This is a genomic window from Allomuricauda sp. NFXS6, from assembly GCF_040148835.1.
Lineage (GTDB): Bacteria > Bacteroidota > Bacteroidia > Flavobacteriales > Flavobacteriaceae > Flagellimonas.
Genome location: NZ_JAGEMG010000007.1, coordinates 162,869 through 182,946, shown reverse-complemented (window position 1 = coordinate 182,946; position 20,078 = coordinate 162,869). Strand labels below are relative to the sequence as shown.

Here is a 20,078-nt window from a genome sequence, read left to right as displayed (position 1 = left end):
AGGCATCCGTCAATCTGTACCTGAATTTTCCGTTCCACTGCCCCATCTTCGCTACCAGAATCAATATTGATTTTGTTTAAGAAATAGTTCGCTGGCAAATCAAATAATCATAAAGTAAATATTATTTAAAAAATGAAGAAATTTTTATTTCTAGGTTTCACAATTGTTTTCAGCAATGTAATTACTGGTCAAACAAATTTATTTGAACATCCTGATTTTGATGAAATTGCAGAAAACCATAAGATTATAGGTGTCATTCCCTTTGAAGCATCGGTTACATTAAGACCAAAACATATGAAAGACATTTCTCCTGAAAAATTAAAAAGAATGGAAGAATCAGAAGGAGAGTCTATCCAAATGGCAATGCATTCGTGGTTTTTACAAAGGAAAAAAAGAGGAACGTTGAAAGTTGACGTTCAAAGCCCTTACACTACCAATGCAAAACTAAAGAAGGCAGGAGTTACGTTTGAAAATTATGACACCTTTACTCCATTGGAATTAGCAAAAATTTTAAAAGTGGATGCTATAATAATGGGAACATTTGAAACCAACAAACCTATGTCCGAAGAAGCATCTGTGGTAGTAGGACTTTTAGTTGGTTTCTGGGGGCCAACTCATTCCGCGACAATAAACCTTAATATTTATAATGCCCAAGACGGAGAACTTTTAGTAAACTACAATAAAAAAGTTAGGGGCAGTCTGGGTAGTGACAATGACCAATTAGTCAACCGTGTTATGCGCAAAGCATCAAGAAGAATTGCCTACACAAAATAGAGCGAAAAGTTACTAATCATACTTAACCTTGTTTATGCCGGAACGAAAAGTCTTCGAACAAACAATTTGGTAATTCCGGAAAAACTTTGTTTAATGTTTATCTTAAATCATTATAGTCAACAAAATAGGTGTAACACATAAATGTTAATCCTTATATAAAAATCAACTCAACCAATTTTCGGAAACTCCCAACCGTTGTGGTATTCATTGGTCAACAAAGCATCCGCTTCGGAGTGGTTGAACCTATCGTTTTCGGTATCCCAGAACAAGCGCTCCCCTGTTTTGTAGGCAATGTTGCCCAAATGGCTTACCATGGCCGCATCATAACCTACTTTAATGGGTGCTTTTAGCATAGACTTATCACGGGTTTTTACGGCTTCCAAGAAATTTTGGGTATGCAATCCCAACCCTTGCCCTACTCCTTGTTGTACGGGAACGGCTTCTATTTTAGGTCCCAAATCCTTGCTCCAATGAGGACGGTCGTGCTCGGGGATCACTTCCCAGCCACCGCGGTCCAGCACCAAGGTGCCGTTGTTGCCAATAAAGGCGATTCCATGGTTTCGTCCGTAGTTGCCACCATCAATTCCCGTGGCGTGTTCCCAAAGCAGGGAAAAATCACCAAAGTCGTAAACGGTCTGTAGCGTGTCGGGGGTTTCCGCGGCATCATCGGGATAAGCAAATTTGCCGCCCATCGCCATTACGGATTTTGGCGTGGAGGCTTTCATCCCATACAGGGCATAATCGATCAAGTGTACGCCCCAATCCGTCATCAAGCCACCTGCATAGTCCCAGAACCATCTAAAATTAAAATGAAACCTATTTTTATTGAACGGACGGTGCTCCGCTGGGCCCAGCCACATATCATAATCCACACCGGCAGGCACTGGACTGTTGGGAACCACTGGTATGGATTGCATCCAACCTTGGTAGGCCCAGGTTTTTACCAACCTGATCTGTCCCAATTTACCGGAATGCACATAGTTGATGGCATCCACAAAGTGGGGTTCACTGCGTTGCCACTGCCCTATTTGCACCATTCGGTCGCTGGCGTTCACCTTGGCAAGCATAGCTTGGCTCTCGGCAACAGAGTTGGCTATGGGTTTTTCACAATACACATCTTTGCCTGCATCAATGGCATCGGTAAGTTGCAGACAGTGCCAATGGTCCGGGGTCCCGATAATGGCGATATGGATATCCTTGTCCTCCAGCAGTTTTCGGTAATCGGAATACCATTTTGGTTTTTTGATGCCCCCTTTTTCCAGTTCGGCCGTTTTTTCCCGAAGTACATTTTCGTCCACGTCACACAGGGCAACAATTTCCACTTCGCTGTTTTGAAGCATGGAACTTAGATCGGAAAAGCCCATGCCCTTACAGCCAATAAGACCAACTTGTACTTTATCGTTAGGACTTATGTTTTTCCGAATCGATGCCAATAATTCGGTAGGAAACACCATTGATGCCCCCAAGCCTGCCACATACATTCCACCACGCTTTACAAATTGTCTTCTTGTTCCCATATTTTTTCAAAATTTGGAATAAGATACAAAAAAAACGTCCCTTGAAGTTTAATTTTCAAGGGACGTTCTTAATTTAATGTATGTTGTTTTCGCTTACTTTTTTTCGGCGGGGGGAGTGTTCAACTTTTTGCTCATTTCCATCGAAATGGCTGATCGGTCAAACTTTAAGCGCCCGGCCATAGTTTCAATGACACAGGAAAAATCCTTGTCGTTCAACTCTACAACTTTGCCGTGCAGCCCACTCTTGGTGATGATTTTATCACCTTTCTTTAATTCTGAAGCGAATTTCTTCTCATCCTTCTGACGTTTCATCTGCGGGCGAATCATAAAAAAATACGCCACGGCAAAAATCAATATCAGCGGTAAAAACTGTCCTATATTTTCCATTCAGGTCTTTTAATTATTTAACAGGACCAGCGGGTGTAGCTCCTGGTGCTTGCACAAATGCTTTGATTCTTAAAATTTCAGAACCCTTAGCTGTATTTGCATTTACGGTAATTGTTTTTGTTACCTGGTTTTGACCAGATCCGTTGAACTTGACCAACAACTCCCCTGTTTCACCTGGTGCGATAGGGTCTTTTGGAGGATTTGGCACTGTACAACCGCAGCTACTTTTAGCGTCCGTAATGATCAAAGGAGCATTACCTGTATTTGTAAATGTAAAAGTAGTCTCTTGTGGAGTTCCACGTTGGATAGTACCAAAATCGTGTTCCATTTTCTCAAAAGACATTACGGGAACGTTTTTAGCTGCTTCATCTCTGTCCACAGCAGTTTCAACATTGTCAGCAACTATTTTCTTTGATGCTTTGTCCTTGCATGATACGCCCATTACGGCAACTACCATGATCAAACTTAAAATTGTTGTTACTCTTTTCATGATTAAAATTTGTTTTTCCAAAATTAAGGAATTATTGTTTATTGCAAACCTCTGCCAATTTTTTGAAGCCTACCGTCTGATTTATACTCTTTTGCCAACTTGTCCAACACCCCGTTTATAAAGATACTGCTCTTGGGCGTGGAGTACTCTTTGGCTATTTCCAAATACTCGTTCAAGGTTACTTTCTCGGGTATGGATGGAAAATTTAGCAATTCACATATGGCCATTTTTAAGACTATGGAGTCAATTTCCGCGATGCGGTCGTTGTCCCAATTGGGTGTTTTTCCCTCGATTTCCTTTTCCCATTTGGCATCGTTGAGCAACGTCTTGGTCAAAAGTTCGTTGGCAAAATCCATGTCCTGTTGGTCTTTTAGCAAAGCTGGTAAAAAGAAACGGTCCCCAGAATCCGGTTTGGCCTTTTTTAAACGTTTTACCAAAAAGGTGTTCACAATGGGAAAATCATCGACCCAAGTCAATTTATCATCTTCAAAATAATCGTAGATTTTCTCGTTGGGCGCTATAATTTCCTTGAACAATTGAATGACCACATTGCGGTCGTCCGCGTAGCTATTCTCTCCATTGGACATGTATGCTTTGTAAACATCACTGGAAACTACGGCTTTATGAATGATTTTTACGTATTCATCATTCATGTACCAATTGTCCAACTTACGCTTGGAGAGCTCGTTTTTTAAAACTTCATTGTTCACCAATTGCAAAAGCAATCGATTTTTCACAAACTTTTCAGGATCGGGGTAGCTGTCCGCTTCGGTGGCCACATATTTTTTGGAGGCGTGGCTCGTATGTTTTTCCGCCAAACGATGGAGTTCGGCCAAGAGGCTTAAAATCAAAAGGTATAGAACGTACATGTTTTCTATACTAACTCTCAAAAACTTTTCCTGTTTTTGCAAGGAATCATCCTTGGATTGCACCAATGCATAAATGCACTGCATTACTTTTACTCTAATGTGCCTTCGGGTAAGCATGTCTAAAGAACTTTTAAAGTCATTGTTTGGCTTTCACTCCGCAAAAGTAATCTTATATTTGATTCTTACCTACCAAAGTTGTTTTCTTATCAGTTTTATAACGTTTACTTTGTGTGGTATGGTATATATTTGCGGGATTGTCACCTTAGATTTACCTTAAAAATCACCATTTCCCCTTTTTATGAAGGAACTGAAACACCTTAATAAATATTTTAAAAAATATTGGCTCAAACTTTTTTTGGGGGTCCTCATTACCATAATTGCCCGTATTTTTTCCTTGGTAATGCCTTCTTATGTGAACAAATCCATACAGGCAGTAGAAGACTTTGCATCAGATGTGATAACTCTTTCGGATGCCAAGGGATTATTGCTACAGTATATTCTGATTATTGTCGGAGCAGCCATCCTTTCAGGGCTTTTTACTTTTTTGATGCGACAGACCATTATTAATGTATCCCGTTACATTGAATATGACTTAAAGAACGAGGTCTTTGACCATTATCAACTTCTTAGCCTTAATTTTTACAAGAAAAACAGGATCGGGGATTTAATGAACCGAATCAGTGAAGACATCAACCAAGTGCGTTTATACGGAGGGCCCGCCATTATGTACGGCATACAAACCTTGACGCTTTTTGTATGTTTGGTGCCATTAATGTTTATAAAGGCCCCTACCCTGGCCGCCTATACCTTGTTGCCGCTCCCTGTTTTATCGGTTTTGATTTATCAAATCAGTAAAATTATCCATAAAAGAAGCACCAAGGTCCAAGAATATTTGTCGACCCTGTCCACTTTTACGCAAGAATCCTTTTCGGGTATTTCCGTAATAAAGGCTTACAACATTGAGCCCAGAATAAATGGCGAACTGCGCGAATTGGCGCAAGAGGGAAAAGATACCAGTATGGCGCTGGCAAAGGTAAACGCTTGGTTTTTTCCATTGATGATCTTATTGATCGGCATCAGTAATATTTTTGTGATTTACATCGGAGGACGCCAATATATCAATGGAGACATTGAAACCATTGGGATCATTGCCGAGTTCATTCTGTACGTAAATATGCTTACTTGGCCCGTTGCGGTGGTCGGATGGTTGACATCCATTGTACAAAGAGCCGAAGCTTCGCAAAAACGTATCAACGAGTTTTTAAAGGAAGAACCGTCCATTCAAAACCAAGTTAAAACGCCGACCCCGATCAAAGGTGGTATTGAGTTCAGAAATGTGACCTTTACCTACGAAGACACCAACATCACCGCCCTCAAGGATGTTTCATTTACTGTGGAAGCAGGTCAAACCGTGGCAATTTTAGGAAAAACAGGCGCAGGAAAATCTACCATATTGGATTTGGTGGCCCGTTTGTACGATACTTCTTCGGGAGAAGTTTTGATTGATGGTGTTCCGGTCCAAGAACTAAACCTCTACAGTTTAAGAAGTTCCATTGGTGCCGTTCCGCAAGATGCCTTTTTGTTTTCGGACACCATTGAGAACAATATTCGTTTTGGAAACGAAAATGCTACGCACGACGATATTGTGGAAGTAGCCAAAAAAGCAGTGGTACATAAAAATATTGAAGGCTTCGCGAAAAAATACCAAACTATATTGGGGGAACGTGGCATTACACTTAGCGGTGGTCAAAAACAACGCGTTTCCATTGCCCGCGCCCTTTTAAAAGACCCAAGAATCTATTTGTTCGATGATTGCCTTTCTGCGGTGGATACCGAAACGGAAGAGGAAATACTGAACAACCTAAAGCGGGTTTCGGAAAGCAAAACCACACTAATTGTAAGTCATAGGGTATCATCCGCTAAGAATGCGGATAAAATTATTGTGTTGGACAACGGTAGTATCATTCAGGAAGGTACCCACGAGGAATTGAACAGTACCGAAGGGTATTACAAAGACCTCTACATCAATCAACTCTCGGGTAAAGAATCATAAAAAAGTTGCTGAATTAGCTTTTTTTTTACATTTTTGGTAACATAATTCAACACAGTACTAAATACACTACACCAAATGGGCCAGAAAGATACAATGGATCAGGAAGAGATTTATTCGAAAGTCTTAAGAGCAGGTAGAAGAACCTATTTTTTTGACGTAAGAAGTACCAAGGCCGGAGATTATTACCTAACCATCACCGAAAGTAAAAAGTTTACCCACGATGACGGTTCTTTCCATTACAAAAAGCACAAAATTTATCTATACAAAGAGGATTTTAGCGCTTTCCGTGAAATTATGGAAGAAATGATGGATTACATCATTGATGAGAAAGGTACCGAGGTGATTTCCGAACGCCATCAAAAAGATTTTAAAAAGGAGGAAGACAACATTAGTGAAAACGGGACCGCCAATGGTAGCTTCACCGATGTTAGCTTTGATGACATTTAAAAAGTAGAATCCTTTAAAATTTAAGCGGCCTGTATTTTTGCAGGTCGTTTTTTATTTTTATCATACAGTAGTCCACCCTAAAACCCAGAAACAATGGCAAGAACTCCAAGCAATATGCTCCCCTTAGGGACAAAGGCTCCAAAATTTGAATTATTGGACACCGTTTCCGATAAAAAATGCTCTTTGGACGATTTGAAAGGCGAAAAAGGAACGGTCATTATGTTTATTTGCAATCACTGTCCCTTTGTGATACACGTAAACCCGATGATTGTAAAGTTGGCGAAGGAATATCAGGAAAAAGGAATTTCCTTCGTGGCTATTTCCAGTAACGATGTGGAAAACTATCCGCAAGATGCTCCACATTTAATGAAAGATAAGGCCCAAGAGGAAGATTATACCTTTCCTTACCTTTATGATGAAACACAGGAAGTGGCCAAAGCCTACGATGCTGCATGTACTCCCGATTTTTATCTGTTTAATTCAGAAATGAAATTGGTGTATCGTGGCCAATTGGACGATTCCAGACCAGGTAATGGCGTACCGCTCACTGGAACCGACTTAAAAAATGCAATGGATGCAGTTTTGGATGGCAAAGCGGTAGTTGCCGAACAAAAACCAAGTCTGGGATGTAACATTAAATGGGTAACTACCTAAGTAAGTTATTGAATGAACTCGACTATTCTGAAAAATACGGTGATTTTGGAGCCGGCAACTCAAGTTAACCTAAAAGAATATTTGACTGTTGGTGTAAAATCCTATTGCGAACATTACCTCCACCTGTGGAAGGACGAAGACCCAACACCTTATATTTCGTTTGGACTGACCAAAGAAGTTGTTGAACGCGAACTTCAGGATGCGAATGCGCTTAATTATTTGATTAAGATGAATTCGAAAACAGTTGGTATTTTAAAACTTGTTCAAAATTGCGGAATTGATGAAATCTCGGATGACGATGCGTTAAAAGCTGAAAAAATCTATTTGTTAAAGCAACATTCTGGCAAAGGCATTGGTAAACAGGTGCTTTTGTTTATTGAAGACATCGCGAGAAAACGGAATAAAAAGTACATTTGGCTGGATGCTATGCAAAAGGGAAATCCAGTTCATTTCTATCAAAAAAATGGATACACAATTAAACGAGAGAGTGAAGTGACGCTCCCTAACGTGAAACCTGAAGAAAAAGCTATGTGGATTCTGACCAAGAGCCTATGATCTACCATCCTTCGCGTTTCACTAAATTTTCAATGTGCGCATAATGATGGTTGCTATGCCAAGCGTAGCGTGCAATATTTTCTTTTAAACTTGTCTTTTGATTTCCGACCGGATGGATAAAACTTCTATTTAAGTCTTCCTCGGAGAGCCCCTTCAATAAATAAACCAACTTGGCATGAATAGCGCTCAAATGATAAAGGGACATCAAAATAGGTGCCGTTCGGGTATCGAACAATTCAGCCCATGCTTTTTCGTCATATGCTTTAATGATAGGGGTATTCTCCGTAAGAGCCCATTTAAAACGAATATAGCTATTATGATGGCTGTCAGAAATATGATGGACCACTTGACGAACCGTCCAACCTCCTGGTCGATACGGGGTTTCCAGTTGCTCATCTGAAAGCGGAGTGACCAAATCACTTAAACGTTGGGGCAATTGTTCCAAAACGGTAATCCATCCCTCCAAATCATTTTCCGTAATGACTCTGGGAATTTCAAACTTTCCGATAGGGTAACGCAGATGTTCCAAAGTATCTTTTTCCATTCTGTAAAAATAGGAACTTTGAACGGTATTCGCTCCCATGCCACCTCCGCAAATTTTAATACACTTTTAACTGATTTAAAATTTAACAATCAAATAATCTAGTAATTTTATAGAGTAATAATTAAAAAAATATATATGGCAACTTTAAGATTAGGAGATACTGCACCGGATTTTACCGCGGTTACTTCGGAAGGAACACTTAACTTTTATGAATATCTTGGCGATAGCTGGGGGATTCTATTCTCCCACCCTGCGGATTTCACCCCTGTTTGCACTACCGAACTGGGTACTGCGGCGAAGTTCAAAGATGAATTCGATAAAAGAAATGTAAAGATGATGGCTTTAAGTGTCGATGGGGCGGCCTCCCACATGGAATGGATCAAGGATATTAACGAAACCCAAGGAACCAAAGTTAATTTTCCGATTGTGGCCGATGTGGAAAAAAAGGTTTCAGACCTGTACGATATGATTCATCCCAATGCGGACGATACACTTACTGTACGTTCGGTATTCATCATAGATCCGAACAAAAAAGTGAAACTTACATTGACTTATCCCGCCTCAACAGGCCGAAATTTTTACGAATTGCTACGCGTTGTGGATTCTTTACAGTTAACTGCAAACCATAAAGTGGCAACCCCGGCCAATTGGAAAAATGGGGAGAAAGTGGTGGTAAGCCCTGCTATACCTACAGAAGAGGCTAAAAAAATCTTCACGAAAGGTGTGGAAGAAATCAAACCCTATCTGCGTTTGACCCCTGATCCGACGGCCTAATAATTTTATTTGAAGAAAAAAACTGATTCTCAATAAATTAAATGTACCTTTGTAGTCAATTAATTATTTTCAATTTATATTATGAGTAAAGGAACAGTAAAATTCTTCAATGATTCTAAAGGTTACGGATTTATCACTGAAGATGGTTCAAACACAGATCACTTCGTACACATTTCAGGTTTAATCGATGAAATTAGAGAAGGTGATGTTGTAGAATTCGAACTACAACAAGGTAAAAAAGGATTAAACGCCGTTAATGTACAAGTTGCGGATTAAGTTATAACATACTTTTTTATAGACCAAGCCCGGGCATTGCCCGGGCTTTTTTTATTTTTTTTCAACCCTAACGCAACCCTTTTACTTTTTGCTATCTAAATAACAAACACTGTTCCCCATAACCATTAAGCCAATATAAATGAATACCTTTTTTGGAGTGCTCTCGTTTCTTTTGATTGTAAATGCCCTATTGTTGGTTTGGAGCGTAAACGGTTCCAAAAAGTAATTTACATAGGCCACGGAACAATAGGTAGGGTTTTTTACCGTTTGACTGTTACGTAATAAACACGTACAACCATGACCACTTTTTTTAGCGTTTTAATTAGCCTGTTGGCCCTTAACCTTTGTTTGCTGTTATTGAGCGTAAACAGATCTAAATAAAAAAAGTTCCCATTTCTGGAAACTTTTCTCATTTACTTGTCGCGATGAGCGAATTATTTCACGTTCATTAATTCCACATCAAAAACCAATGTTGCATTAGGAGGTATTACCCCTCCTGCCCCGGTTTTTCCATAAGCCAAATGCGAAGGAATCACAAAACGGGCCTTGTCCCCCACTTGCAATAAACTTATGCCTTCATCCCATCCTGGAATTACCTGTCCAACGCCCAATGCAAAATCTATGGGCTGGTTTCTTTTGTAGGAGGAATCAAAAATTTGACCGTTGGTCAATGCACCTTCATAATGTACGGAAACCGTTTTGCCCTTTTCCGCTTTGGCACCACTTCCCTTTTGAATGATTTTATAACGCAGTCCACTATCGGTCTTTTCAAAACCAGCGGCCAATTTTTCCATTTCAGCTTCAGCAGCAGCCTTTTGTTCGGCAATTCGCTTTTCCCTTGCTCCTTCAAAAACCCGAAAAGCTTCGATGGCGTTCCAGTTTTTGGCTTCGTCCCCTACCCTAACAATTTCCAAAGTTTCAATGGTATCGCCTTGGGCAATGGCATCTACAATGTCTTGTCCTTCTTCTACACGACCAAAGATGGTGTGTTTGTTGTCCAACCAGGGCGTTGCTCCATGAGTGATAAAAAACTGGCTTCCGTTGGTCCCCGGTCCAGCATTGGCCATGGACAGTACTCCGGGACCATCGTGCACCAAATCCGGATGAAACTCATCGTCGAACTTATAACCTGGATCACCAGTCCCGGTCCCGGTCGGGCAACCACCTTGAATCATAAAATCGGCGATTACCCTATGAAATTTAAGCCCATCGTAGTATGGTTTTCCTTGTGGTTTTACACTGTTTTCCATATCTCCCTCGGCCAGGGCAACAAAGTTGCCTACCGTGCCCGGTGTTTTATCGTAAGTAAGCTTTACCAGTATTTCTCCTTTGGTAGTATTGAACTTGGCGTAGATTCCGTCTTGCATTGTATTTGATTAATAGATTATTATAAAGCGATTTCTCGATTTTTCAAGGGTGCAAAGATACGGGATAAAGCGTAAGGTTAAAAGCTAGAATAAGGAGTATGGGCAAACTAATCATTAAAGAAAACCATAACCCACCAAAAAAAGCCTAAAAGCCTTTCTCCAACTTACATAAATATCCTATAAATTTTTAGCCTCTAAAAAGTAACGATCCCTTGAACCCGATCCAACAACTCGGCTGCTATGGAAGGGTCCAAATTATAATCCTGTAGACTGCCCACAGGGTTTTTAAAGCTCAGTTGGGTGGTTTGGGCATCAATTTCTTGTACTACCAATTTTAAGGGGATATCGTTTATGGCCAAGGGGTCGTTTTCCATGATCTGGGCAATGTATTTGGGCTCAAAAAAGAGCAATTGCCGCAATTGGGGTATGGTTACGCCATGTTTGGTCACAATGGCTTGGGTATCTATCTCGTGCAAGAGCAAAAAGCTATGCTCCACTATGCGCTGTTGTAAAGTTTTGAATACCTGACCAAAGGGCAAGGCCAGTATTTTGCTTATTACATGTGTTTTCATAAGTAAAGGTTACGCCATGGCAGCACGGGCAAAGCCCACGGTTTCGCGATAGGTTTTGGGAGAAATATCGGCATTGTTCTTAAAAAAACGGCTAAAATAGTGCTCGTCGTCATACCCGAGGTCGTAGGCAATCTCCTTTACCGTTTTGTTGGTGAGGTACAGCTCGCGCTTGGCCTCAATTATGATCCGTTCGCTGATCAGGTTGGTCATGGTCTTGTTAAAATGGTTTTTGGTCATTTTGGCCAAGGCCTTGGGGCTAATGTTAAGTAGATCGGCATACTCTCCGGCGGAGTGCTTGGTCTTGTAATGGGTCTCTATCAGGTTTTTGAGCTTCTGGAGGATAAAGGGTTCCTTTTCGTCCGGGGTGCCCTCCAAGGCTTCGGGCTGTTGCTTGGCCTTGGCGCGGGAGGCCGTGATCAAAAATATTTTAAGATAAGAGACCAATAGCTCGTATTGCGCCAGTTCCGATTTTTGAACCTCGGTGTACATCTGCTGCAATAGCAATTCAAAATTTTGGCACATATCCTCCGTAACACAGAGCATGGGTGGGCTGTAAATATTGTTAAAGAGCACCCCGTTGCAGGCCACTTGTTCGTGGTGCTTGTGAATACAGAAAAAATCGGGATGAAAATTCAACACCACGCCCTCCAACGGTTCTTCCTCGTCGAATGCAAAAGGTTGGTAGGGCGTTACGGCAAATAGGGTGTTTGGCGTAAACGTGTACTCCGTAAAGTCCACTTGCGCGGTACCCCTCCCCTTTTTTATCCAGATCAAGGAATAATAATTAAACCGGTGCGTATCGCAAAACTGGCAGCTATCCTCAAAAGTGGAAAGCTTAAATGCCAGGTTTCCGGTTTGTTCGTCGATGAGCGTGTTGGTGTTGTAGATGTTCATATATATATGTTATAAATCGAATACAAGCAATCAAAACTTGTCATTTCGAGTGTTTTTTTGAGCTCTAGGTCAAAAAATTGTATCGAGAAATCATTTTTGCGAACCAAAACCTTGTTCTCGATACTTTTTCCTTTTGAAAAAACTCGAAATGACGGTTTTCATCATACATTGTCAGGTCGATTCTTTCGACGGCGCTCAAGATAAACTCAAGTCGTGACCCCATTTATGCTATTTGGATTCAAGACTTCTCGACTGCGCTCGAAGTGACATAACTTCAAAATTAACTAAAGTCTTCTCACCGATTCATCTATCGGCAGATCGTTGATACTGGCATAGCGTTTTTGCATAAGCCCATGCTCGTTGAATTCCCAATTTTCATTTCCATACGCGCGAATCCACGCTCCTTTGGCATTCTGGTATTCGTATTCAAAACGAACTGCAATCTTATTGTCGGTAAAGGCCCATAGTTCCTTTCTTAATTTGTAGTTTTTTTCTTTTTGCCACTTTTCCGTCAAAAAGGAAACTACCTCCTCACGACCGTTCACAAACTGGGAACGATTGCGCCATTCGGTGTCCACCGTATAGGCTTTGCTTACTTTTTCAGGGTCTTGGCTGTTCCAGGCATCTTCTGCCAATTGTACTTTTTCCTTTGCAGTTTCCTCGGTAAAGGGAGGCAACGGGAATTTTTTTTCTATTTCCATGGTTGTGCTTTTTTTAAATTGAAAAAGGGCAGGACCTATGGCGGGGCCCTACCCTTATCAGCTAATTAAAACTACTTGCTGTTTTTTACTTTGGGCCATTTAGCATGTGCAGCTGTTTTAAGCTCCGTAGTGCGTTGTGCCCAGTCTTCGTAGGTATTGAAAGGCTCCCCGTTGAAGGGCCCGTTAAAGAACAGGTACAATTTTCCGTCGATTACCGTATATGTTTCCGGGTTGATGGGAAACTTGGCATCCTTTGCTCCTACACCCCAAGCGCAGTAGCCATCAAACTGAGGCAAATAGCTCTTAGGAGATTTTTTAAAGGCATTTTGATTCGCTTTGCTGGCAAAGTAATAGGTTGCCCCATGATGCTTTACCGCATAGCTTTTGCTGCCTTTTTGAGCTTCTCCAGAAAAATAGGAGACTACATCGTAACCACCAATGGCAAGACCATTATCGTCTACCGGTGGAGTCTGTGCCTGCACGCTGATCGCAGCAAACAACATCATTCCAAAAAGAAATAAATTTCTAAACGTTTTCATTTGTAATTGAATTTAAGGGTTAATTATACCGTAGCGGCTTCCACTACTGGGAAATCGATATCGGTGTTGGCCGTATTATTAAAATAGTTTGTGAAGATGTTCAAGGCTACGTGTGCCACGATCTCACCTACGGCGCCATCGGTGTATCCAGCGTCTTTAACAGCTGCTACGTCTTCTGTAGAAACGCGTCCGTTTTTAGCGATCAATGCTTTTGCAAAGTTTAAGGCAGCAGCAATTTTTGGATCTGCGTTCTCACCATCTCTTGCAGCACGCAAGGTATCCGTATCGATACCTACCAATTTTTCACCGATAAACGAATGAGCGGATAGGCAATAGTTACAGGCGTTGGATTCTGCTACGGTCAAAGCCAATAGCTCTCCCAATTTTCCACCTAAAGATCCTTTGCCCAAAATATCGCTTAGGTTCAAGTAACCTTCCAAAACCACTGAGGAGTTACCCATAGTTCTCATCATGTTGGGAACCATACCCAATTTACCTTGGATGCCTTCAAATAATTCTTTTGATCTTCCAGTTGCTTCCTTTGGATCTAATGCTTGTAAACGTGTCATAACTTTCTGTTTTATATTACTAATTCGTTTGTCAATTTTTGACATTACAAAGGTGCTGCGATGTAGGCTGGAATAAAATGGACAGATGTCGCAACTCCTTGGACAATTTTCCCTTTGGGAATTCAAAGCATTGAATAGCAAGCAAAAACATTGAAATGCGTCATTCTGAATTTATTTTAGAATCCCATCGAGTGGGGACCCAATCATTATGAGAACCTGAAACAAGTTCAGGTTGACGAAAACAGGCTTCTTGGACAATTTTCCCTGTGGATGTTAACCACCTGACCATCAATAAAAAAAACAAGGAGTCAAACCTAAGTTCGACCCCTTGTCACTCAACTGCAACATCACAAACACTTAAGTTTTACTTCATGTCGTGCATTTTCAATTCTTTCACCAATTCTTTTGTGGTGAAGACACGGCTTGAAATCATTTTATAGTTGGTTTGGGCAGCTGCATTACCATCCAATCCAGGTAGTTTGGCAGAAGCTGTAGCGTCACCCACTACGGCTACTTCAAAACCATTTTCTACCAATTCCCTCATATGTGATTCAGCACAAAGATTACCGGACATTCCTGCCAAGATTACTTTGTCCACACCTTGTTTTCTCAACTGTAAGGCCAAATCGTTGGACTCGGAACCGAACACTTTGTGAGGACTTGTAACCACTACTCTATCCTTGTTAATGTACTTTTTGTAACGAGGCAACCAATCGGCACCGGAACCTTTAAAACCTTTTACGTTCAATTGGTCCCCACGGTCGAACATGCTGATGTTGTGCATCAATTTTTCGAGGGTACCCTCAAACTTCCACACGTGATCGTGCTCGTAGTAGTAGTGGGGAGAAATAAATACGGGAATGTTGTATTCTTCGCCCAACTTAAAAATAGTCTCCAGGTTCTCTATGGTGTTGTTCTCCTGAACGCTCTCCCCCACGGCACCCCAGGCCACACCGTCGGGGCTAAGGAAATCGTTTTGTGGATCGGTAATTACAATGGCGGTAGTTCCGTCAATGATAAAACCTGGTTCTGGTAATTGAGCATGGAGCCCTGAAATGGTAATCATGAACACGGTAAGTGTTCGCATCAAATTTTTCATGGTATTTTTCTTTAACTGATTAAACTTAAATTTTGATGGGACAAAGTTGCGGCAATACCAAGCATGAAAAAATGGATAAAGTACGCCAGTGAATGGACAATTTTCCTTCAATTTGATTGCTTGTAAAATTTTGGTTGCTTCAAAAAGGGCATCCCTCAATTCAAATGGGGCATTCGTCAATTGAGTGCGCAAAATAATTGCGCATTGTGTAGATTGATCAAAAATAAGAGTATGACTACACTAGAAACGATAAACGCCTTACAGATATTTTGTTTGATTATGGTCGGCATCATTATTTTTATTGCTGGTTGGTTTGCCGGTGCGGAATGGTGGAAAAGAAAAACATTTTAATACAATACAGTAGCGGTATCAACGTTGGACAAACACCGAACCTACTTAAACGTACTTGACCATTTTTTGGAGCCACCCTAACATTGAAGCCGTTCTGGCCTATTTTGGCGATAGCCAGTACACCGTTAAAATAGATCGGTTGTGTACGGGTGAGATACGCTATCTCTGCTGGCACAAGAGCAACAGCATTTTGGCCAAACCCAACTTGATTCTTCGGAACGGAAAAATAAGGGAATCCCAAAACGGTGAAAGCGTGGAATATACCTTTTTGTGCGATGACCGGGTTTTTACCGTAGAATACATCGCCTCTAAACTAAAAGGTGGTACAGCTTACTACTTTATAGAGGTTATGGACAAGGACCAAAAAAAAAGTACCTGGAAAATGGAACATATGTCCATCCCCAAGTACCTTCGTTAATTATGCTGGAGTAATTTATCCTTTGTAGGTCACCCTGTAAATGGCATTGCCTTCATCATCTGAGATAAGCAAGGAACCGTCTTCAAGGAAGAGCAAATCCACAGGTCTGCCAAATGCTTCTTGCGACTCTTCGTCCAACCAACCATCGATAAAGGGTTCGTAACTCACGGCTTCGCCATTTTCTAGTTTTACCATGGTAATCCTGTAGCCCACTTTAGAGGAACGGTTCCACGAACCATGTTCTGCCAAAAATGCATGCCCTCGATAGGCTTCTGGAAACATGGGGCCTTTACCAAACTTAACACCAAGAGCCGCTACGTGCGCGCCCAATGGCTGTACGGGAGGTACAAAATCGGAACAGGGACGTTGGTCGCCATATTCGGGGTCCTTTACGGTTCCGCCGTGGCAATAGGGATAACCAAAATGCTGACCTGCTTCGGTAAGCTTGTTCAATTCCCCCGGAGGTATATCATCGCCCATCATATCCCTGCCATTGTCTGTAAACCACAATTCATCGGTATCGGGATGCCATGTAAAGCCTACGGTATTTCGTACGCCATGCGCCACAATCTCCCTATTTTTGCCTTCAAGGTCCATTCTGGTAATGGAAGCATAACGTTTGTCCACGGTTGCGCTATCGCAAATATTGCAGGGTGCTCCAACGGGCACGTACAATTTATCATCGGGTCCAAAAGCAATGTATTTCCAACCATGGTGGAACTCGGTCGGGTAATCATCATAAATTAGTTCAGGGTCCTGTGGATTTTCCAACTGGGATTCAATATCGGTATATTTGAACATCTTGCTCACTGCGGCCACATATAGATCACCATTTTTAAAAGCTACGCCGTTGGGCTGGTCCAAGTCGGAGGCAATGGTATAGTTTTCGTCCACCTTGTAATCACCATCCGTATCTTTTAGCGCATATACCTTGCCCTCGTTACGAGTGCCCACGAACAGCGTTCCATCGGCCCCCATGGCCATGGAGCGAGCACCCTCAACATTTTCGGCATAGAGTGCTATGCTAAATCCTTCCGGGAGGTTAAGGCGGTCCAAATATAATTGGGTGGAATCCTGTGATACCTCCGCATTATCCGTCACTTCTTCAGTAGATTCTTCTTCTTGATTTTCTTTTTTTCCGTTGCATGCCAAAATGCTTACTGAAAGCACCAGCATAACTATTGACCTAAAGGTCAAAGCGTACATTTTCATCGTTTTTATAGGTGTTTTGGTTTCTGAGACAATAAAGCTATAATAAAATATGGAAAGAACAGGATGATTGAGGGATGATGTCAATTTTCAGAACTCGAAAGTCAGATACTTTTACAGGTATCCCTTGAAGTTTAATCTTAACTTTGAGCTTTGACCTTGATTCTTACCCTTGCACCCCTTGCACGCACTATTCCTCCTCTTTGGTGTATTCGGAATAATCCCCCTGATACCAAATATTGTTTCGATGGGTACTGGAAATGCTCAATCTTGCCATTCCACCGGGATATAACTGCGCAATTACCTGAAACCCTTCGGTTTCGTGTTCGATATTGAATTGAATGGTTTTTCCCGTACCTTTTTTGTTGGGTTCAATGGAAAGGTCTTTGGGGACTCCCTCAAAATTGATTCCTGTATTATTTTGGTTGTACCCTCCTCCCATTTGGCGTTCCCCAAAATAAGGAAGGTCGGCTTTGACGCTATCGCCCATCATACGTAAATAACCGCCTGTACCGGTGATGTCTATACGGCTTACGGAACTGCCGGGAGGCAACATTCCAGCTGCGGCTATACTATTTAGGCTTTGGCTCGCCAAAGGCTGTGCCCATTTGGCTTTGATTTCGAACTGCTTATCAGAAATCATCTTTTCCATTGCAGCTATTTCCTCTGGAGTTGCAGAACTTTTAGTTGATGAGCATGCTAAGGAGGTCAGCAATAACATAAAAATACCAATGTTCAGTAAAGGCTTCATAGTTTTGAATATTAGCATCTTACAAGATACGAAATACATAAGTCAAATCGAGGTAAATAACGAGGTATTAACGTTTAAAGCGTTCAAAGATGGCCAAGGTCTTTTTGGTATTGATGAAATAGACCCCCGTTAAAAGAATGGCAGCGGCCACGATGGATTGTAGGGTGATTTTCTCATCCAAAAAATACCAACCCAACAGCAATGCCACAATAGGATTCACATAGGTAGATGTTGCTACCTTTTCGGGGGACACAGCTTTTAGCAAATAGTTAAAAGAGGTAAAGGCGACTATACTCCCCAAAAATATGAGCAACAGCATAGATAACTGCACCTTACCGCTCCAGACCGAGGGAGAAGTCCACTCTTCCCCAAAACCCAAACTCATCAAACTTAAAACAAGCCCGGCAAAAAACATTTGATATCCGGTGTTCACAAAATAATTATTGGGCAGGTCGGCATTGGCCACAAAAAGACTAGCGTAGGCCCAACAGAGCATGCAAAAGAATATCATGATCATACCGACAATGGATTCTTCCTGGGCAATAATTTGTTTTTGACTGACCAACAAATAAATACCGATAATGCCCAAAATCACCCCTACCACGGACATGGGTTGTATTTTTTTACCTTGTAAAATGCGCATCATTAAAAGAATAATGAGCGGTTGAGATGATATTTCCAGGGCGGCAAATCCTGTATCCACGTAGCGTAAGGCCCAGACCACCAATCCATTCCCAATGCTCAAAAAGAGTATTCCGGCAATTAAGGTGTTCAGTAGCTGTTTTTTAGTAATGCGAAGGGAAGTGCCCATGGCTTTGGCCAACAGAAAAATGCAAAGACCGGCCAAAGTAAACCTAAAACTGGCCAACATAAAGGGCTCCAGTTCCAACACTGCTATTTTATTCAATAAATACGTTGAGCCCCATATCACGTAAATGGCAAAAAAGGCCATGATCACCAGAGCAGAGTTTGAGGATTTTGCCATTTTATGGACCGTTTAGCTGCCCTGCAATATTACGTATGTTTTAGGTAAGTGTGTATCAAAATTTAGGCAATTTTCTTCAGTGGAATAACTTACCGTGGTTTTTGTAAATCTAATAAGTAGGAAGCAAAGTCACTTTCCAATTGTTTGAAAAGATTTAAATGATGGTTTAGCTCGTTGTGGTGCGCATCTGCCATATCCAATTCACGCTGCTTTATTTTGGACATCACTTTTTTTTGATGGCTTTTATAGTTTTGGATGCTTTTGTGTAATTCATAAAACTTTTCGAATCGCCGGGGACATTTGGGTTCGTAGGTGTAAGAACTCAGTTTTTCCAACAGGCGTTGAACCATTCTATTGTTTCTTTCCACCCGCACCAGTAGTTCTTGCTGCTTTTCTATATTATTTTGGGTGATATGTTCCATAGGTTTAAAGGAAATTGTAGAAGTAACAGATTGACGTCCTTTAAGTTAAATAAAATCTTGCAAAGGTTTACAGCTTAACCCATATTTAATGGTTTATTTAACATATCTGAACAAAAAGGCCCAGCAAAAGCCGGGCCACATCATTTATGTCTGTTAGTGACTTTTAGTTTCCAGTCTGCTCGCGAGCTTCCTCTTTAAGCTCTTCACTGGCTACAATAGCCAACTCTACACGTCGGTTCGCTGCTTTGCCCGAAGCTGTTTCATTGCTTTCCACAGGCTGTACTTCGCCGTACCATTTGGTGGTAAATCTTCCGCTGGAAATACCTTTGGAAACCAAATAGCTGGTCACCGCCTTTGCCCGGCGTTCGGAAAGACCCATATTGTATTCAGCAGCACCATCGCTATCCGTATGTCCTTCCACAAGGATATTGGATTTTGGGTACTCCTTAAAAATTCCGGCCAACTTGTCCAAGGTAGTGGCAGAAGCTCCTTTGATGTCAGATTTGTTGGTATCAAAATAAACACCGTTTTCTCCACTAAAGGTAACATTGATGCCTTCGCCTACCCTTTGCACTTCAGCTCCTGGGATTTCTTGTTCGATTTGTTCAGCTTGTCGGTCCATGCGGTTTCCAATGTAACCTCCGGCAGCACCACCCACTACGGCACCGATAATGGCTCCAAGGGCTGTATTGTTTCCGTCACCTACATTATTTCCGATAACGCCACCGATAACAGCACCGCTCCCAGCACCAATCGCAGCGCCTTTTTGGGTATTGTTTGCATTTTTGACAGCATCGCAACTAATTATAATCGTCAACGCCAAAAAAGCCGTTGCTCCTTTTAAAACTATATTTTTCATGA

25 protein-coding genes are annotated in these 20,078 nt (G+C 41.5%); 8 read left to right on the top strand and 17 right to left on the bottom strand.

Annotated features, from left to right (window positions below):
- Window positions 1-132: 132 nt before the first annotated feature.
- Complete coding sequence (locus J4E06_RS12090) at window positions 133-774, top strand: hypothetical protein (RefSeq protein ID WP_349524180.1); 642 nt, start codon at window positions 133-135, stop codon at window positions 772-774.
- A gap of 167 nt (window positions 775-941) precedes the next feature.
- On the opposite strand, the gene J4E06_RS12085 is transcribed toward J4E06_RS12090, so the two are convergent.
- The 4 genes from J4E06_RS12085 to nusB all read right to left on the bottom strand — a co-directional run bounded on the left by J4E06_RS12085 (window position 942) and on the right by nusB (window position 4,154).
- Window positions 942-2,291, bottom strand: a complete 1,350-nt coding sequence (locus J4E06_RS12085; RefSeq protein ID WP_349524179.1) for a Gfo/Idh/MocA family protein — start codon at window positions 2,289-2,291, stop codon at window positions 942-944.
- 93 nt (window positions 2,292-2,384) lie between these two features.
- Window positions 2,385-2,678: a preprotein translocase subunit YajC gene (yajC, locus tag J4E06_RS12080; RefSeq protein ID WP_349524178.1), complete on the bottom strand. Its 294-nt coding sequence runs from the start codon at window positions 2,676-2,678 to the stop codon at window positions 2,385-2,387.
- A gap of 13 nt (window positions 2,679-2,691) precedes the next feature.
- The gene (locus tag J4E06_RS12075; protein WP_349524177.1) at window positions 2,692-3,168 is read right to left on the bottom strand and encodes a DUF1573 domain-containing protein; all 477 of its coding nucleotides are present in this window, start codon (window positions 3,166-3,168) and stop codon (window positions 2,692-2,694) included.
- A 38-nt stretch (window positions 3,169-3,206) separates the two neighbouring features.
- Window positions 3,207-4,154, bottom strand: coding sequence for a transcription antitermination factor NusB (nusB, locus tag J4E06_RS12070; RefSeq protein ID WP_349524176.1), 948 nt, complete (start codon window positions 4,152-4,154; stop codon window positions 3,207-3,209).
- A gap of 181 nt (window positions 4,155-4,335) precedes the next feature.
- On the opposite strand from nusB, the gene J4E06_RS12065 reads away from it, so the two are divergent.
- The 4 genes from J4E06_RS12065 to J4E06_RS12050 all read left to right on the top strand — a co-directional run bounded on the left by J4E06_RS12065 (window position 4,336) and on the right by J4E06_RS12050 (window position 7,746).
- Window positions 4,336-6,090, top strand: coding sequence for an ABC transporter ATP-binding protein (locus J4E06_RS12065; RefSeq protein WP_349524175.1), 1,755 nt, complete (start codon window positions 4,336-4,338; stop codon window positions 6,088-6,090).
- Window positions 6,091-6,165: 75 nt separating this feature from the next.
- On the top strand, window positions 6,166-6,537 hold the full coding sequence (locus tag J4E06_RS12060; RefSeq protein WP_349524174.1) for a PUR family DNA/RNA-binding protein: 372 nt from the start codon (window positions 6,166-6,168) through the stop codon (window positions 6,535-6,537).
- Between the two features lie 93 nt (window positions 6,538-6,630).
- Complete coding sequence (locus J4E06_RS12055; protein WP_349524173.1) at window positions 6,631-7,191, top strand: thioredoxin family protein; 561 nt, start codon at window positions 6,631-6,633, stop codon at window positions 7,189-7,191.
- A gap of 12 nt (window positions 7,192-7,203) precedes the next feature.
- Entirely contained in the window at window positions 7,204-7,746 is a 543-nt protein-coding gene (locus J4E06_RS12050; protein WP_349524172.1) for a GNAT family N-acetyltransferase, read from the top strand.
- Between the two features lies 1 nt (window position 7,747).
- Here J4E06_RS12050 and J4E06_RS12045 read toward each other — a convergent pair whose 3' ends face one another.
- Window positions 7,748-8,290 carry a YfiT family bacillithiol transferase gene (locus J4E06_RS12045; protein ID WP_349524171.1) on the bottom strand — a complete coding sequence of 181 codons (543 nt, stop codon included), beginning with the start codon at window positions 8,288-8,290 and terminating at the stop codon, window positions 7,748-7,750.
- Window positions 8,291-8,425: 135 nt separating this feature from the next.
- On the opposite strand from J4E06_RS12045, the gene J4E06_RS12040 reads away from it, so the two are divergent.
- Entirely contained in the window at window positions 8,426-9,064 is a 639-nt protein-coding gene (locus tag J4E06_RS12040) for a peroxiredoxin (protein ID WP_349524170.1), read from the top strand.
- A gap of 81 nt (window positions 9,065-9,145) precedes the next feature.
- Window positions 9,146-9,340 carry a cold-shock protein gene (locus tag J4E06_RS12035; protein ID WP_014034358.1) on the top strand — a complete coding sequence of 65 codons (195 nt, stop codon included), beginning with the start codon at window positions 9,146-9,148 and terminating at the stop codon, window positions 9,338-9,340.
- A 434-nt stretch (window positions 9,341-9,774) separates the two neighbouring features.
- Here the strand turns inward: J4E06_RS12035 and J4E06_RS12030 are convergent, their stop codons facing one another.
- The 7 genes from J4E06_RS12030 to J4E06_RS12000 form a co-directional block, all read right to left on the bottom strand.
- Window positions 9,775-10,707: a peptidylprolyl isomerase gene (locus J4E06_RS12030; RefSeq protein WP_349524169.1), complete on the bottom strand. Its 933-nt coding sequence runs from the start codon at window positions 10,705-10,707 to the stop codon at window positions 9,775-9,777.
- A gap of 194 nt (window positions 10,708-10,901) precedes the next feature.
- Window positions 10,902-11,279 (bottom strand): DUF302 domain-containing protein, encoded by a 378-nt coding sequence (locus tag J4E06_RS12025; protein WP_349524168.1) that lies wholly within the window; start codon window positions 11,277-11,279, stop codon window positions 10,902-10,904.
- Window positions 11,280-11,288: 9 nt separating this feature from the next.
- Window positions 11,289-12,173 (bottom strand): helix-turn-helix domain-containing protein, encoded by an 885-nt coding sequence (locus tag J4E06_RS12020; RefSeq protein WP_349524167.1) that lies wholly within the window; start codon window positions 12,171-12,173, stop codon window positions 11,289-11,291.
- A gap of 284 nt (window positions 12,174-12,457) precedes the next feature.
- Window positions 12,458-12,874, bottom strand: coding sequence for a DUF1348 family protein (locus J4E06_RS12015; RefSeq protein WP_349524166.1), 417 nt, complete (start codon window positions 12,872-12,874; stop codon window positions 12,458-12,460).
- A gap of 71 nt (window positions 12,875-12,945) precedes the next feature.
- Window positions 12,946-13,413, bottom strand: coding sequence for a YHS domain-containing (seleno)protein (locus J4E06_RS12010; protein WP_349524165.1), 468 nt, complete (start codon window positions 13,411-13,413; stop codon window positions 12,946-12,948).
- A gap of 23 nt (window positions 13,414-13,436) precedes the next feature.
- Entirely contained in the window at window positions 13,437-13,982 is a 546-nt protein-coding gene (locus J4E06_RS12005) for a carboxymuconolactone decarboxylase family protein (protein ID WP_349524164.1), read from the bottom strand.
- A gap of 364 nt (window positions 13,983-14,346) precedes the next feature.
- Entirely contained in the window at window positions 14,347-15,081 is a 735-nt protein-coding gene (locus tag J4E06_RS12000; RefSeq protein ID WP_349524163.1) for a cysteine hydrolase family protein, read from the bottom strand.
- A gap of 406 nt (window positions 15,082-15,487) precedes the next feature.
- Here J4E06_RS12000 and J4E06_RS11995 point away from each other — a divergent pair, with 406 nt between their 5' ends.
- Entirely contained in the window at window positions 15,488-15,850 is a 363-nt protein-coding gene (locus J4E06_RS11995) for a hypothetical protein (RefSeq protein WP_349524162.1), read from the top strand.
- Window positions 15,851-15,865: 15 nt separating this feature from the next.
- Here J4E06_RS11995 and J4E06_RS11990 read toward each other — a convergent pair whose 3' ends face one another.
- From J4E06_RS11990 to J4E06_RS11970, 5 genes are all read right to left on the bottom strand, one after another.
- A complete protein-coding gene (locus J4E06_RS11990) occupies window positions 15,866-17,056 on the bottom strand; it encodes a PQQ-dependent sugar dehydrogenase (RefSeq protein WP_349524161.1) in 1,191 nt (396 codons plus the stop codon).
- Window positions 17,057-17,249: 193 nt separating this feature from the next.
- A complete protein-coding gene (locus tag J4E06_RS11985) occupies window positions 17,250-17,810 on the bottom strand; it encodes a DUF4251 domain-containing protein (RefSeq protein ID WP_349524160.1) in 561 nt (186 codons plus the stop codon).
- A 67-nt stretch (window positions 17,811-17,877) separates the two neighbouring features.
- Entirely contained in the window at window positions 17,878-18,795 is a 918-nt protein-coding gene (locus tag J4E06_RS11980; protein WP_349524159.1) for an EamA family transporter, read from the bottom strand.
- Window positions 18,796-18,884: 89 nt separating this feature from the next.
- Window positions 18,885-19,217 carry a hypothetical protein gene (locus tag J4E06_RS11975; protein WP_349524158.1) on the bottom strand — a complete coding sequence of 111 codons (333 nt, stop codon included), beginning with the start codon at window positions 19,215-19,217 and terminating at the stop codon, window positions 18,885-18,887.
- A gap of 163 nt (window positions 19,218-19,380) precedes the next feature.
- Window positions 19,381-20,076 carry a YiaD family glycine zipper/OmpA-like lipoprotein gene (locus J4E06_RS11970; RefSeq protein ID WP_349524157.1) on the bottom strand — a complete coding sequence of 232 codons (696 nt, stop codon included), beginning with the start codon at window positions 20,074-20,076 and terminating at the stop codon, window positions 19,381-19,383.
- Window positions 20,077-20,078: the final 2 nt, after the last annotated feature.

Excerpts from the sequence above, each read along its gene's own strand:
- J4E06_RS12090 (WP_349524180.1), top strand. The coding sequence starts at position 133 with ATGAAGAAATTTTTATTTCTAGGTTTCACAATTGTTTTCAGCAATGTA.
- J4E06_RS12085 (WP_349524179.1), bottom strand. The coding sequence starts at position 2,291 with ATGGGAACAAGAAGACAATTTGTAAAGCGTGGTGGAATGTATGTGGCA.
- yajC (WP_349524178.1), bottom strand. The coding sequence starts at position 2,678 with ATGGAAAATATAGGACAGTTTTTACCGCTGATATTGATTTTTGCCGTG.
- J4E06_RS12075 (WP_349524177.1), bottom strand. The coding sequence starts at position 3,168 with ATGAAAAGAGTAACAACAATTTTAAGTTTGATCATGGTAGTTGCCGTA.
- nusB (WP_349524176.1), bottom strand. The coding sequence starts at position 4,154 with ATGCTTACCCGAAGGCACATTAGAGTAAAAGTAATGCAGTGCATTTAT.
- J4E06_RS12065 (WP_349524175.1), top strand. The coding sequence starts at position 4,336 with ATGAAGGAACTGAAACACCTTAATAAATATTTTAAAAAATATTGGCTC.
- J4E06_RS12060 (WP_349524174.1), top strand. The coding sequence starts at position 6,166 with ATGGGCCAGAAAGATACAATGGATCAGGAAGAGATTTATTCGAAAGTC.
- J4E06_RS12055 (WP_349524173.1), top strand. The coding sequence starts at position 6,631 with ATGGCAAGAACTCCAAGCAATATGCTCCCCTTAGGGACAAAGGCTCCA.
- J4E06_RS12050 (WP_349524172.1), top strand. The coding sequence starts at position 7,204 with ATGAACTCGACTATTCTGAAAAATACGGTGATTTTGGAGCCGGCAACT.
- J4E06_RS12045 (WP_349524171.1), bottom strand. The coding sequence starts at position 8,290 with ATGGAAAAAGATACTTTGGAACATCTGCGTTACCCTATCGGAAAGTTT.
- J4E06_RS12040 (WP_349524170.1), top strand. The coding sequence starts at position 8,426 with ATGGCAACTTTAAGATTAGGAGATACTGCACCGGATTTTACCGCGGTT.
- J4E06_RS12035 (WP_014034358.1), top strand. The coding sequence starts at position 9,146 with ATGAGTAAAGGAACAGTAAAATTCTTCAATGATTCTAAAGGTTACGGA.
- J4E06_RS12030 (WP_349524169.1), bottom strand. The coding sequence starts at position 10,707 with ATGCAAGACGGAATCTACGCCAAGTTCAATACTACCAAAGGAGAAATA.
- J4E06_RS12025 (WP_349524168.1), bottom strand. The coding sequence starts at position 11,279 with ATGAAAACACATGTAATAAGCAAAATACTGGCCTTGCCCTTTGGTCAG.
- J4E06_RS12020 (WP_349524167.1), bottom strand. The coding sequence starts at position 12,173 with ATGAACATCTACAACACCAACACGCTCATCGACGAACAAACCGGAAAC.
- J4E06_RS12015 (WP_349524166.1), bottom strand. The coding sequence starts at position 12,874 with ATGGAAATAGAAAAAAAATTCCCGTTGCCTCCCTTTACCGAGGAAACT.
- J4E06_RS12010 (WP_349524165.1), bottom strand. The coding sequence starts at position 13,413 with ATGAAAACGTTTAGAAATTTATTTCTTTTTGGAATGATGTTGTTTGCT.
- J4E06_RS12005 (WP_349524164.1), bottom strand. The coding sequence starts at position 13,982 with ATGACACGTTTACAAGCATTAGATCCAAAGGAAGCAACTGGAAGATCA.
- J4E06_RS12000 (WP_349524163.1), bottom strand. The coding sequence starts at position 15,081 with ATGAAAAATTTGATGCGAACACTTACCGTGTTCATGATTACCATTTCA.
- J4E06_RS11990 (WP_349524161.1), bottom strand. The coding sequence starts at position 17,056 with ATGTACGCTTTGACCTTTAGGTCAATAGTTATGCTGGTGCTTTCAGTA.
- J4E06_RS11985 (WP_349524160.1), bottom strand. The coding sequence starts at position 17,810 with ATGAAGCCTTTACTGAACATTGGTATTTTTATGTTATTGCTGACCTCC.
- J4E06_RS11980 (WP_349524159.1), bottom strand. The coding sequence starts at position 18,795 with ATGGCAAAATCCTCAAACTCTGCTCTGGTGATCATGGCCTTTTTTGCC.
- J4E06_RS11975 (WP_349524158.1), bottom strand. The coding sequence starts at position 19,217 with ATGGAACATATCACCCAAAATAATATAGAAAAGCAGCAAGAACTACTG.
- J4E06_RS11970 (WP_349524157.1), bottom strand. The coding sequence starts at position 20,076 with ATGAAAAATATAGTTTTAAAAGGAGCAACGGCTTTTTTGGCGTTGACG.